The 13,105-nt window shown below is 36.3% G+C and carries 13 protein-coding genes; 4 read left to right on the forward strand and 9 right to left on the reverse strand.

Annotation, left to right across the window (positions count from 1 at the left end):
• Positions 1 to 557 precede the first annotated feature (557 nt).
• Together B371_RS22755 and B371_RS0106035 are read right to left on the reverse strand one after the other, a co-directional pair.
• Positions 558 to 713, reverse strand: coding sequence for a YpzG family protein (locus B371_RS22755; protein ID WP_019413405.1), 156 nt, complete (start codon positions 711 to 713; stop codon positions 558 to 560).
• A gap of 232 nt (positions 714 to 945) precedes the next feature.
• On the reverse strand, positions 946 to 1,401 hold the full coding sequence (locus tag B371_RS0106035; RefSeq protein WP_019413406.1) for a YaiI/YqxD family protein: 456 nt from the start codon (positions 1,399 to 1,401) through the stop codon (positions 946 to 948).
• 175 nt (positions 1,402 to 1,576) lie between these two features.
• On the opposite strand from B371_RS0106035, the gene B371_RS0106040 reads away from it, so the two are divergent.
• Entirely contained in the window at positions 1,577 to 2,602 is a 1,026-nt protein-coding gene (locus B371_RS0106040) for a TrkA family potassium uptake protein (RefSeq protein ID WP_019413407.1), read from the forward strand.
• Between the two features lie 35 nt (positions 2,603 to 2,637).
• Positions 2,638 to 3,507: a DUF1028 domain-containing protein gene (locus B371_RS21380; protein ID WP_019413408.1), complete on the forward strand. Its 870-nt coding sequence runs from the start codon at positions 2,638 to 2,640 to the stop codon at positions 3,505 to 3,507.
• A 510-nt stretch (positions 3,508 to 4,017) separates the two neighbouring features.
• Here B371_RS21380 and B371_RS0106050 read toward each other — a convergent pair.
• Positions 4,018 to 4,524 (reverse strand): hypothetical protein, encoded by a 507-nt coding sequence (locus B371_RS0106050; RefSeq protein ID WP_019413409.1) that lies wholly within the window; start codon positions 4,522 to 4,524, stop codon positions 4,018 to 4,020.
• Between the two features lie 255 nt (positions 4,525 to 4,779).
• Here B371_RS0106050 and B371_RS0106055 point away from each other — a divergent pair, with 255 nt between their 5' ends.
• The gene (locus B371_RS0106055; RefSeq protein ID WP_019413410.1) at positions 4,780 to 5,904 is read left to right on the forward strand and encodes an NADH-dependent flavin oxidoreductase; all 1,125 of its coding nucleotides are present in this window, start codon (positions 4,780 to 4,782) and stop codon (positions 5,902 to 5,904) included.
• A 248-nt stretch (positions 5,905 to 6,152) separates the two neighbouring features.
• Here the strand turns inward: B371_RS0106055 and B371_RS0106060 are convergent, their stop codons facing one another.
• The 6 genes from B371_RS0106060 to B371_RS0106085 all read right to left on the reverse strand — a co-directional run bounded on the left by B371_RS0106060 (position 6,153) and on the right by B371_RS0106085 (position 11,974).
• Complete coding sequence (locus B371_RS0106060; RefSeq protein ID WP_369751083.1) at positions 6,153 to 6,689, reverse strand: GNAT family N-acetyltransferase; 537 nt, start codon at positions 6,687 to 6,689, stop codon at positions 6,153 to 6,155.
• Between the two features lie 59 nt (positions 6,690 to 6,748).
• Complete coding sequence (locus B371_RS0106065; protein WP_019413412.1) at positions 6,749 to 7,423, reverse strand: SOS response-associated peptidase; 675 nt, start codon at positions 7,421 to 7,423, stop codon at positions 6,749 to 6,751.
• A 132-nt stretch (positions 7,424 to 7,555) separates the two neighbouring features.
• Positions 7,556 to 8,170, reverse strand: coding sequence for a PH domain-containing protein (locus tag B371_RS0106070; RefSeq protein WP_019413413.1), 615 nt, complete (start codon positions 8,168 to 8,170; stop codon positions 7,556 to 7,558).
• Between the two features lie 126 nt (positions 8,171 to 8,296).
• Positions 8,297 to 9,400 (reverse strand): Ger(x)C family spore germination protein, encoded by a 1,104-nt coding sequence (locus B371_RS0106075; RefSeq protein ID WP_019413414.1) that lies wholly within the window; start codon positions 9,398 to 9,400, stop codon positions 8,297 to 8,299.
• Complete coding sequence (locus tag B371_RS0106080; protein ID WP_019413415.1) at positions 9,397 to 10,482, reverse strand: GerAB/ArcD/ProY family transporter; 1,086 nt, start codon at positions 10,480 to 10,482, stop codon at positions 9,397 to 9,399. The genes B371_RS0106075 and B371_RS0106080 overlap by 4 nt, the downstream gene beginning before the upstream one ends.
• A 13-nt stretch (positions 10,483 to 10,495) precedes the next feature.
• Positions 10,496 to 11,974 carry a spore germination protein gene (locus B371_RS0106085; protein WP_019413416.1) on the reverse strand — a complete coding sequence of 493 codons (1,479 nt, stop codon included), beginning with the start codon at positions 11,972 to 11,974 and terminating at the stop codon, positions 10,496 to 10,498.
• Positions 11,975 to 12,148: 174 nt separating this feature from the next.
• On the opposite strand from B371_RS0106085, the gene B371_RS0106090 reads away from it, so the two are divergent.
• On the forward strand, positions 12,149 to 13,003 hold the full coding sequence (locus tag B371_RS0106090) for a VOC family protein (RefSeq protein ID WP_019413417.1): 855 nt from the start codon (positions 12,149 to 12,151) through the stop codon (positions 13,001 to 13,003).
• Positions 13,004 to 13,105 lie beyond the last annotated feature (102 nt).

Here is a 13,105-nt window from a genome sequence, read left to right on the forward strand (position 1 = left end):
CTGTTGGCCCGAGGAGACTCGCCGCCCGCCCCGTGGAAAGCGTCCACCTGGAGGGCAAATCAGCGGTATTACACTAGAACCTACTCCTTAAAATACCGGTAATACTGGATTCATGGCTCACTAAATTTATATATTATCTTATTTTGTAAGAAAACCGGGCAAAGTACGCCCGGTCCTATAAGCAATTACTAATGATTGGAGTGTTAATAGAATGTGATTTCCGTTTCGTTACTCTATCAACTTTTGTTTCCGGGTTGCTTTACCCACTGCACCATAACCAGAATGAAAGGCAATCTTGCGGCGGGTTTGCGTCCGACATAACCCTTCAACCAATAGGCATATCGTATTTTTGATTTGGGTTGATGAGAGAAACGACACTGATTTTATACGTGGGGCGGTCGAAGATACTATTTCGGCCTTTTCTCCGTTTTAGAATGTTAGTCTCCTTAACTAAAAATTCGCGAATATGGGTTTCATGACACCGTAAATTTAGATACATTTTTATCTCTAAAAAAAACCCAGAGAAATCTCTGGGTTTTAACTTCTTCTTATTCATTTTAGGCTTTTCGGTAAATTTTGGCACTGGTTCTCAAAATTTTAGTGGACTTTGATTCTTCTGTATGACCATTAACTTGTGTATTAACTCTCTTCGGTCTAGTCCAATTGTGATGAAGCTCCTCGGACTTCTCATCCAATGGAAATTTTTTACTCATTGCCTTTCACCTCTTTCTAAAGATTGAATAGAAGAAATCAATTTAGTATGAGTGAAATCATCTAACCTATGCTTTCTAAAAAGTCTTTATTTCATATTAGTTTAAAATTTTGTACTTTCGATAATCAATAACTTCATTCTCCTATAATATTTACCTGAAATTCGCGAACACTTATCAAATTAGATTATTTCCCGTATGTAGCTTATATACTTCTTCCTTTTTCAACATGGACTTATAGTTCTTCTTTCTTAATGCTTCTGATAATTAACGCTTTAAATCCATTTTCAAAACTCTCATTATTTTCTTTCTGTCTCTTTTTAGGACCTTTCATTCGCCCACCTGCTTGACGAATTTTTTTGGCGATGTGCCGACTATGTAAAAGTTGGTCTATATTGTCACTTGTATACTCTCGGCCATTTTGATCGATAACAAGACCCCGTTTAGCTAAAACCATTGCAGCGAGTCCGTAGTCTTGTGTAATGACAATATCTCCTTCCTTCACTCGATTTACAAGTACGAAATCTACTGCATCTGCCCCTTTTGAGACCATAATCGTTTCAGCTCTATCTCGGTCCATGTTATGTGCCGTATCACAGAACAAATACACAAGCAGTTTATATTGTCGTGCAATCTGAATGGTTAAATCGACAACTGGACAACCATCTGCGTCTACTAATATGTTGGTCACTCTTATCACTCTCCCAGTCACTGACTACTATATTTCTCTAAAACCACTATTATTTCCTGCCTAGTTTTTCTTTTCTTCAATAAAATCTTTTTATCTTACAAACCTATGTGCACGTTTAAGTAAATACGTGTAAACTAGAACTTATCAAAAGATTCTGCTGATTGGAGATATATAAATGCCCTTTTTCATAAGAATAGGACTTAGCTTAGCCCGTATGAAGAATTTATCAATATTGTTTGCGGCTATTGTCTTTATTGTATTTTGTACGCTGACGATTTACATGTTGGAGCCCGAAACATTTGAAAATTTATTAACTTCATTTTATTTTGTTATGACGACTTTTTCTACAGTTGGCTATGGTGATTATTCACCTGTTACCGGAGCAGGCAGGCTCTTTACAGTACTTATGTACTTGCTCGGAATTGGGTTACTTGGTGTTGTCATCGGTAAAATTGTAGACGCATTCTCTATATTTAGAAAAAGGAAGGAGGAAGGAAAGTTGGCATATACAGATGAAAATCATATTATTATTGTTGGTTGGGGAAAAAAAACGGAAACCGCTGTGGAAGAAATATTATCGTCAGATATTTTAATTGAAGTAGTTATTATCGATACTCTTCCTACTTCACCCATGGATATTTCTATAGATCGCGTGCATTATGTTCAGGGTGACCCTTCGGACGAATTGACATTTATACAAGCGAACATTAAAAAAGCAAAATCAGTTATTATTTTCGCTGATGACGAGATTCAAGTATCTTCCCTAAAAGACTCGAAAACATTAACAATTGCTATTACAGCGGAACGATTAGCCCCCCACGTACACACTACTGTGGAAATCATGACTAAAAAACAAATTCCTAATTTCTCTCATGTAAATATCGATGAATTCATTTTGTCTCAAGAAACTACATCACTGCTTGCTGTTCGTTCTGCAATGCACCATAATGCCAGCAATATTGTTTCGCAATTGATTAGTAGAAGTGTCGGTGAGGACTTGTACAAAGTGCAAAAGAATCCGAATTGGAAAACATATGGAGATGCTTTCCAAAATTTGTTGGCAGAAGGAGCAACACTAATTGCTGACAGACAGCACATGGATATTAATCGCCGGTTGAATGAGGATATTCCTCCTGATGCAGTATTATATGTAATTTGTAATGAAGACACGCACCTTAAGTTGAATTCGAAAAATGAGTAAATAATAATATCAAATACTTTAATAGGAGGGTTTTTATGACATTTTCGATTGTAGGGTTCGACCCACAAACCAAAGAGTTAGGTATTGCTGTTGCCTCAAAGTTTTTAAGCGTAGGCGCAGTCGTTCCTTTTGCAAAAGCTGGAGTTGGGGCAATTGCCACCCAGTCATGGGCTAACTTAGACTATGGGAAAATTGGGCTGGAACTATTAGAGAAAGACATGAGCCCACAAAAAGTTTTGGAAGAGTTGGTTAAAAATGATGATAAATCAGCCTCCAGACAAGTCGGGATTGTCAATGCAAAAGGACAAAGTGTTACCTTTACTGGAGAAGATTGCTATGAATGGGCAGGTGGTTCTGCTGGTTCAAACTTTGCAATACAAGGTAATATTTTAGTGGATCAACATACTGTTGAAGCTATGGAATCCACTTTTCTTCAAACGAAAGGAACACTTGCTGAACGTTTACTTGCAAGTTTACTTGCTGGAGACGTTGCAGGTGGAGATAGCCGAGGGAAACAATCAGCTGCATTATTGATTGTAAAGGAAAATGGTAGTTATGGTGGGTACAATGATCGCTATATTGATCTTCGTGTTGATGATCATGAAGAACCAGTTCAAGAGTTAACAAGATTATTAAAACTGCATCAACTTTATTTTGAACCCTCCATACCTGAAGACGTCGTTCCTATAGACGGAGTTCTGGCAGAAGAGATTCAAGATCTATTATTCGAGAATGGTCATTTGCAAAGAGACCATGCTGAACATGACGACCTATTAGATGCTATTCAGTCCTATCACTTAATTGAAAATTTTGATGAACGCATTCAGCAACGTGGAATGATCGATCTGAAGGTAGTGAACTATTTACGAGTTTCCTCTTCTAAGCGATTTATCAAGTACACTTAAAGTCTTAAGTCCTAATGTTTTAATTTAAGTTTCAGCTAAAAGAGGAGTTTTCATACTGTATCGATCTGGGATTCGCGCGAGGTAGCAAACTTTGTGCACATAATCTCAAGAATAAGACAGAGATTGAAATAATTAGTCACTTTAATCGTCTGTCTTGCTGCTGGTTTGTGTTCGTCGCTCTCATTAAACCCAAACGAATATAGTAATTTGTTTTGGTGGACGAGTTAAATAACACAAACTTTAAAGGAAGCATATGGCCGAAGATACAATTTCGGCCTCTTTTTATTTCATTTAAGATTTGATAGTTTCTTTAAACTATAGCAATTCTGCGTAAGAAAAGGTTTTTATAATCCCCTTCTCTACCTGTGTTAGGGACACCAATGTTCTTTGAAATTGCGACCAAAATTCTTCACTTCAATTAAAACTGCAAGAGTGTAAAAAGCAGAACAGTGGATAAATTGCTAACCCCTGTGTACATGCTTTCTATATCAACCTTGGTGGACAAATCACTTAATCGGATAGTTGTTCAGCTAGTTTCAGTAACTCTAATTTTACTTGTTCTTCTTGCACCCCAGGCATGGTCAAAGTGTACAAATAGGTGACATCTTTAACGACCACATCCAGATGATTGGGTGCTTGGAAGAAACCCATGTAACCATTATCAAGTGTTAATTTTTCCGGTTGGCTTTCCGGATATTCAATGTTTGCCAAAGTGGTCGTGAGGTAAAGATTGTGTTCACTTTCACCCATCGCCATAAATATAGCTTCAGGATTTTGACCTTTTCCACCAATATCCGTAATACCTAAGGATTTAAATCCCTCTGTTTCGAATGGAAGATCCTCAGGTAAATTAACTTCATATGGCAAAGCATCTACTGCAATTTCAACAGAAGGTGCATCGTAAAACTTTATGAATTCGTCTTTATCAGCTTGTGTTTCAATTAACTGAGATGTATCTAATCCATTGGAACAGCCAACTAGAAATAGGAGACAGCTAATGATTAAGTATTTTTTCAATATGATTCCTCCGAACTTTCTTATGAAATTACTTTTAAACTCTAATTTTCAATTTCACCTACTTGCTTAACTTGGTTACCAATATCACAATACCTTCCATTTAACACGTCGAAAATCCTTTTTTCTTTACTATTCCCCTATTATTCCATATAAAAAGACATTATTTTTGACTATAGTGAATAAGAAGGCATAAAGTGACATTATAACTTTGCACGATTTAGTACAAGTTTCTTTAGACACAGGAGGTTACGACATATGGGTAATAAAAAATATGAACCACTACTAGAACCATTTGAATTACCAAATGGTGTGCTATTAAAAAACCGAGTCATTATGGCACCTATGACCAATTATTCGTCAAATCCAGATGGAACAGTTTCTGACGACGAAGTTAATTATTACATTCGTCGTTCAAAAGGTGTAAGCATGGTTATTACTGCTTGTACATACGTTACAGCTAATGGACAAGGATTTCATGGAGAATTCGCCGGACATACGGACGAGATGATTCCAAGTCTTAGTCATTTGGCAACTTCAATTAAAGCACAAGGCGCGAAAGCTATTTTGCAAATCTTCCATGGTGGGCGTCAAGTTCCTGTTGATATTGCACCTAATGGAGATGTAGTAAGTGCCAGTAATATTCCTTATGAGGCTGAGGGGAAGCCTGTTCCTCGTGCGCTAACGGAAGAAGAAGTTGAAGGTATTATTCACGACTTTGGAGAAACCACTCGTCGCGCTATCGAAGCTGGTTATGATGGTGTGGAAATCCATGGTGCCAATACTTATTTAATTCAACAGTTCTTTTCTCCACACTCCAATAGGAGAACGGATCGATTTGGTGGATCATTAGAAAAACGCATGACGTTCCCGTTAGCTGTAGTTGACGAAGTTCAACGTGTTGTAAAAGAGTATGCTAACAGTCCTTTCATCGTTGGCTACCGTTTTTCACCTGAAGAACCTGATACACCTGGTATTACAATGTCCGACACATTAGTGTTACTAGATGAATTAGCGAATAAAAACTTGGATTACCTCCATGTTTCACTAATGGATTTCTGGTCAACTCCAAATCGAGGTGTTGTAGATACTCGTTCTCGCATAGAAATCATTCAAGAATCTGTTGGTAATCGCGTTCCTGTCATCGGAGTTGGCTCGATTTATTCTGCAGAAGATGCACGTATTGCCTTAACCTCTGGCATACCACTAATTGGTCTAGGTCGTGAGCTATTAATTGATCCGGATTGGGTGCAGAAAGTTGAACAAGGTCATGAAGAAGAAATCGTAACGAAACTAAATATTAATAATCAACAAGAGCTAGTAATGCCTACTCCTTTATGGAATCGAATTTTGAAAAATCCCGGTTGGGTTCCTGGTGTCTAAATAAAGTGGATTGAAATGAGTTTTGACTTCTCATTTCAATCCACTTTATTGTTCTATTAAACTCAACCTTTGCACGATGAAATTGGTAAATAAGGCTTGATAAACCTATTCAAATCTCCAATCTAATAATGAAGTTGCTCAGGGGTGAAATGTCGTAACCAACACATATCCCGAAATTTCCCAGGTGGTCTTGGCACCTCTTAAAAGTTGCCAAAAGCCAATTGGGATACCATGTACCTTATAAAATATTAATTTGCTGCTAAGGTTGAATCAATAACAAACAACCTCATATCTTCTGCTGTGGAAACGAACTTTATCAATCCTTCATCTTTCATTCCTAGCTTTAGTAAAAGGTTAGCAGATTTATCATTCGTAAGAGATGTAAAAGCTACGACACGGCGATAGCCTAATTCTTCAGCACCATATTTCAGGATAGCATTTGTAGCTTCATAAGCGTATCCTTTCCCCCAATACTTTGATAAAAAAGCAAAACCTAGGTCTACATCTTTTAGAAAATCACGGTGAATAAGTCCACAAATACCTATTGGTATCCCTTTTTCTTTTAACTCAACTGCGTATAATCCTATGCCGTATTCTTTATACATAGTCATAGGTCCATCTTCAATGTAAGTTTTCATCGCATCTTTTGTTCGTATGCCTCGATCACCAATGTATTTAATCCAATCTGGTTCATTAAAGAGATCTAACATGAATTTTGCATCCTCCGTATTTATATACCGAATAAGGAGTCTGCCTGTTTTTACTATATTCACATCACTCACCACTATTCTTTCCGATGCTTTTTAAGGGCCACAATATTTAGTACTGATCCCCTTCGTACTTTTTATTCCCCCACTTTTACAATTAATTGTGGTTCATTATTTTTTGGTGAGTTCACTTTGTCCGACACTTCATATGCTTCAAGTAAACCGTCTTCTAAAGGTATCATATATCTTTTTAAGTCATCTGTATTTTTCATTGTAGGATTTAACCACTTTTGTTCGTCTGCTTGTTTTAGGATGACTGGCATTCTGACGTGAATGCTTGACATCAACTCATTGGGTTCAGTTGTTAAGATTGTACAGGTGTGAACGATTTTTCCATTTGGAGATTTCCATGATTCCCATAACCCAGCCATCGCAAAAAGCTCATTATTCTTCATTTTGATGCGCATCGGAATTTTTCGATCCTCCGTTTGTTTCCACTCATAAAAGGAATCGGCAACAATCAAGCATCTTTTATCTTTTAACGCTTTACGAAAACTTGGTTTTTCATGCGCCGTTTCTGCTCGTGCATTAATCTTCTTATAACCGATTTTCACGTCATTTGCCCATGGCGGAATAAGACCCCATTGTAAATATCCTAATCGGTTTTTCACTCCATCATTAATTACCGCGAGTATCATTTGAGAAGGAGCAATATTATAGTTTACTTCATATTCTTCGATATCAAATGTCGCTTCCCCAAATCGGTCCTCAATTTCCTGAAAATCGGCAAACAAACTATAACGTCCACACATGTTTACTCCTCCACTCTTTCGATAAGAACTAGTTTGCTACAATCACCTGAATTACCTTTTATTTATGTGTTATGTAGACACGATAAAGCCGTCTCTTCTCATATGAGGTAGACGGCTAAGTACAGTTTCTGTTTATTGATTGATGTATAGTTGAAACACGTCTTTGAAATCTTTCTTAACATATTTCAAGCGACTCTCGTGCATCCAGTCGTTAGCGAAACGTGTAATACTTTCAAATGATTGCGCTGGAGTTACTTCGTTATTACCCAAGCGGCCCATTGATTGAGAAGCGTGTGACAAGCTATTTTCTGCAATGACATATTTTTTCTCATTATCTTTCACTTCAAGAGAAACCGCAAATAATACTTTATATAAATCCTTAATTTCAGCTATAAATCGTTTGTGAATATCAACAGTTAATGGAGTACTGCCAATCGTAAATTTAATTTCTACATCTAAATCGATTGTTCCAGCTGTTTCTAGCTCCACATTAGTAATGGGGTTATACGCATATTCATAGCGTTTGAGCGTTCGTTTTTTACTAATGGCATTTGCGCCGTCCACATGAATTAGAGCCTTATTCGTGAAGCAATATTCATCTGCTTTTGTTTTAATTAAAAAGAATATTTCTTCTCCAGATTCATGCATCACAAAATCGTCAGCCTCTGTTTTATCAAAATCAGCTTTTGGTACTACAATTCCGATATCGGATAAACCCAATGCTTCCGCTGCTAATTTCTTAAACATCTCATTTCCCCCTTAAATTCAAGTGTCAATTATTAATACGTTTAATGAAACGGGAAGTTTCAGAAATTTAATATAATCGTACTAATTACAGACATCAATCGGATTAAAATCTAAAAGGAAATAAACTTATTTTTTTGTAATCGCTCCACTAGTCGTTATATCCAATTTAACATCAACTTCAAATTCCGCTTTCGCCAATAATTCGTCCTTTAAATCACTTGGCCAATCACCTTTATAACGCATACGGAAAGATTCAAACAGTCCTATAGGATCTACCGATAGCTCTTGACATTTTTGAAGGAATTCTTTCATGTCATCCTCGACTGCTTTTTCTATCTCCTTTTCAAGTTTAGCTACTTCACTTTTATTACCTAAATCTTTTTTCCCTTCATATTCACTTAATTGACCACTCAATTTCATAGAAATATTTAGCTTGGGTGACTCTATATCATGGTTAGATGTTATTTTAGTTTTAACCCTAAGGAAATTCATAAATATTTTTTCTTCAGCTAAGTCTAAATCAATCACAAAGGACAAGGAAGATATCTTATTTGTTTCCAACAATAGTTGAAGGGACTTTGCATCTTCTCTTGTAAAGATATCTACCATTTTTTTATCTTTAAATACAGCTATTCCATCTATATTTATTAAACTTTCTTTTAATTCAACATACACTACTACTGGATCAACTAACGGATTGTGGAGATCATAAATCAAGTCATGTATGTTTTTAAATGGATTAAATAAGACATTTTGTCTCTTATTAAAAAAGTTGTTCATATAAATACTTTTATTCGCTTTATCCGGATATTCACTTTCCAGTAATTTTCCTGCCGAATCTTTGACCACAGCCACAAATGTCCTTGTCGTCACTTTTGGATTATTGTATAAATATTCAATCACTTTATGCATTTGGTCTGTTTTGGCCATTTCTTCACTAAACAGGACAACACGAAGTTGATTTAATGCAGCAGTACTATCTGATTTTGACGAAATTTCTACTAGTCCTTTTTGTACCAATTCTGTTTCTACTGAATAGACTTGCGTTGGATTCTTAGCATCCTCAGCAGACTGTGGCATAATGACCGTCATTTTCATCTTTTTTTCGTCAACATAATCAAAAGCTGCGACACTAATCAACCCTAAGTCTTCTAACGGAGTTTGAACAATTTCTGTACAACCACCTAGTAGAAGAGAAGAAATAATAATGCAAATTATATTCTTTTTCACTTGACTACCTCTTTCTTCTCTTTTCTTAGGAAATGTATACTGCATAGAAATAAAGGCCATAAAACGACTCCATAAAATGCGTAAGTTATATTCTCAAACACCGTCTTTTTCACTGCTTGAGAAATAGGTAAACTAAGGATTATATAACAAAAAATAGCCAATGCATACAAATGATACTTACTAGTTTTACCTCGGACAGAGTCAATACCTCTCTTCGCCATCCATAGATAAGCAGAAACCGTTGATAGGATTAAAAATACCCAAACGGTTATACCTATCACATCCATTCGTTCAATAATCGAAATTTTCACCGCTTGAAATAATTGGAGAATTGGATAAAACAAATGTTCAAGTTGCCATTCCGAAAAATACATGACCGATACAATTGAAACAGAGAAATAAAAAAAAATGACTATCCATATTCCCAAAGAAGCTTGCTTGAATACTTTTTTCTGGTGAATAATATAAGGAAAGTACACCATAAGCAGCTCATATCCAATCATTGAAACATAACCTGCATGAAAAGCTTCCATAAATTCTGAAAATGAGAAATTAAAGAGCGGTAGCAGGTGACTAATGTTCCCTTCCATCAAGCCCCATCTTAAAGAATAAGTAAGCGTCCCTGCAAAAAAAAAGGTGAAGATGCAAAATCTCGCAATAGATTTAATCCCACCATATACAATATAGACCGTTAACACCATGATAATAAGTAAATGAAATGTGATTGCCCGATTCGGAAGTACAGTAATTTGAATAAGTGAGAGATAGTTTTGAATGACAATCATAAATATCAAAAGGGCATAAACGATTAATATAATATTGATAAATTTCCCGATCCACTTCCCAAGTAGTTTTACGTTTATGTCAAACAAGTCTTCATCTTTATACTTTAGGGCAAGCCAAATCATTGGGAAGAGTGTAATATTTGCAATTACGCCAAAAAGAAGAGGGAACCACCATTGACTATAACCTACAGGACTTAAAACGTGATTCAATGACAATAAACCCGTGCCAATGATTACATTTTGCACCAAAAATACTACATGGTAGCCATTTAACACTTTCTTTTTAGTTGCATCCACTCTTTTCACCTGCCTATTTAGTTTCTAAATTTTCTTGTTGTGGTCTAGAAATTCCTTTTCTTTTTTGAATAAACTTCAATGGAAAACGAATAACAGTGTCATATAAATCTGACAACTTTCTTGGAATGAATGGTGCTAAATATGGTGTACCTAATGAAGTCAAATTTAACAAGTGGATTACTAGCCAAGCAAGTGCAAGCATTTGACCAAGTAATCCAAATAAGCCGGCTGCTAGAATAAAAATATAGCGGATTACACGGCTAGAATTACTCATTAGAAAGCTTGGTAATAAAAATGACAATAATGCAGAAGTGGCGACAAGAACAATCAGTGTGTTACTGAGAAGACCTGCTTCAACTGCCGCGGTCCCAATTACAATACCCCCTACAATACCAATCGTTTGACCAATTTTCGTTGGGAGTCTGGCCCCTGCCTCCCTTAAGACCTCTATAATTAGTTCAATAAGAAGTACTTCAATGACAGGTGGAAATGGTACCTTGCTTCTTGATTCTTCCAGTATCAGTACTAAATCAAAAGGAATAATTCCTGGATGATAAGTTACTGCAGATATATACGTAGGCGTTAACATGATGGTAATAAAAAAGCCTACAAGTCGAATTAGTCTCAGGAGGGTCGCCGTTGTCCATCTGCTGTAATAGTCTTCTGGTGATTTAAACATTTCGAGAAATGAGACTGGACAAACCAACATGTTTTGACTATTTTCCATGGCTACAACAATACGCCCATCTAATAAAAAATGAGCAGCTAGATCTGGTCTTGCGGTCATACCCATATGAGGAAATGGAGAAAAGGGATTATCTTCAATTAACTGTGTTAGTATCGTGATATCAATAAATAAAAGATTTGCTTCATCAACTTCTTTTATTCGTTGCTCCAGACGTTGAAGATTTTCTTTATTGACGATATGTTCCATATACATGATTGATATTTTCGTATTCGTTTCATTTCCTATGACGCGGTCTTTACTTTTCAAACCAGGCTGATGAATTCGTCTTTTTATTAGAGATAAGTTCGTTTTCAAAGACTCCGTAAATGAATCTTGAGGACCAAGTACAGTCGATTCGATTTCTGATGTCATTATGGACCGTTGCGGTGGACTAAATGTGCTTGCTTTAAAAAAACGTTGCTCTTCATGGAGATAAATTAGTGTATTTCCGTCTGAAATTTCCATGAGCATGGTACGAAGATCCGTGGATATAACATGATCAAGTACTTGTATCAATTGATCGCTATTATTCATAATTGGTGAGATCACAGTTTTATGTAAAACTGTAGAATCAATTAGAGTATTCAAATAGATAATTGTCACAAGACCATTCGCTGTTTGATAATCTTTGAAAACTGCATCATCTATATCACCAAATGCATTTTTAATAGCTACAAGGGTAACTTTTTCATCCTTTGACTGAGCACCATTGGGTGATGATTTCTCCTTACTTTCTAAAACCGATTCTTTTTTGCGTCTCCACATGTTTACTGATCACTTCCCTTGGCGTTGAAAGCTATTCTATTTCTCAAGTTTTGCCCTAACACAAAGTATTTATACGTCCAAACGCTCGCCTTTATCTTGTAAGATACATAGTGTAAGATAGCTTTTATTAAGAAACAAATTTAATGAAACAGCTTGAAAAGGAGTTGTACTAAAATGACATTCCATCAATCCCCATCTACTTATACAAAGCATGTCCATTTAAATGTAGCGGACCCTTCACATATAACTACTTTTTATAAAAATGTGCTTGGTCTACGTATCCTTAATCAAACACCATCAGTCGTGAATTTTACGGCTAATGGACAAGATATAATTTTAACAATTGAACAATCGTCAGGTCATAGCAAACACCTTCCAAGTGAAACTGGCCTTTACCACATGGCTTTTTTAGTGCCATCAAAGAAAGAACTTGGGGCAGTTTTCAAACACATTCACAGTTCTGGTCATCCTTTCAGTGGTGCTTCAGATCACAATGTGAGTGAAGCACTGTATCTTAATGACGTGGAAGGAAACGGCATCGAAATTTATTACGACCGAAGCCCTGATCAATGGATTTGGCAAAATAACCAAGTTGAAATGACCATTGACCCTCTAGATATAGAGAGTCTCATGGCAAGTTCAGAACAGACAATATGGAGTGGTATGCCTGAAGGAACAGTGATGGGTCACATACACCTTCGCGTTGCTAATTTAACTGACGCAGAAACATTTTATGTGCACGGGTTAGGATTTGACGTGGTTAATCGGTACGGAACTCAAGCATTATTTGTTTCTTCAAATAGTTACCATCATCACATGGCTCTCAATACTTGGGGGCAGCCAAGTTCGATTAAACGCAATGAACAGACATTAGGACTGAAAAACTTTTCAATTGTTTATCCAAGTGAAAAAGTAAGACAAGATGTTGTCACTCAATTAGCCAATATCGGTTCATCCATATTAACTAAAGACGACTATCTTTCAGTAATAGACCCATCCGGCATTGAAATCCAACTGTTTGTTGGGTAACAAGAGCCTCTAAATCTAAAATCTTTTAAGAAAAACCGGGCAAAGTACGCCCGGTCCTTTAAACAAGAACATAGTATCGACTTTGGTTTCCGGTTATGATTT

Source organism: Paenisporosarcina sp. TG20 (assembly GCF_000286315.1).
Lineage (GTDB): Bacteria > Bacillota > Bacilli > Bacillales_A > Planococcaceae > Paenisporosarcina.

Bases quoted from the DNA above. Each gene is read 5' to 3' on its own strand.
- B371_RS0106070 (WP_019413413.1), bottom strand. From the start codon at position 8,170: ATGTTTAAGAAATTAGCAGCGGAAGCATTGGGTTTATCCGATATCGGA.
- B371_RS0106085 (WP_019413416.1), bottom strand. From the start codon at position 11,974: ATGTGGAGACGCAAAAAAGAATCGGTTTTAGAAAGTAAGGAGAAATCA.
- B371_RS0106055 (WP_019413410.1), top strand. From the start codon at position 4,780: ATGGGTAATAAAAAATATGAACCACTACTAGAACCATTTGAATTACCA.
- B371_RS0106065 (WP_019413412.1), bottom strand. From the start codon at position 7,423: ATGTGTGGACGTTATAGTTTGTTTGCCGATTTTCAGGAAATTGAGGAC.
- B371_RS22755 (WP_019413405.1), bottom strand. From the start codon at position 713: ATGAGTAAAAAATTTCCATTGGATGAGAAGTCCGAGGAGCTTCATCAC.
- B371_RS0106090 (WP_019413417.1), top strand. From the start codon at position 12,149: ATGACATTCCATCAATCCCCATCTACTTATACAAAGCATGTCCATTTA.
- B371_RS21380 (WP_019413408.1), top strand. From the start codon at position 2,638: ATGACATTTTCGATTGTAGGGTTCGACCCACAAACCAAAGAGTTAGGT.
- B371_RS0106040 (WP_019413407.1), top strand. From the start codon at position 1,577: ATGCCCTTTTTCATAAGAATAGGACTTAGCTTAGCCCGTATGAAGAAT.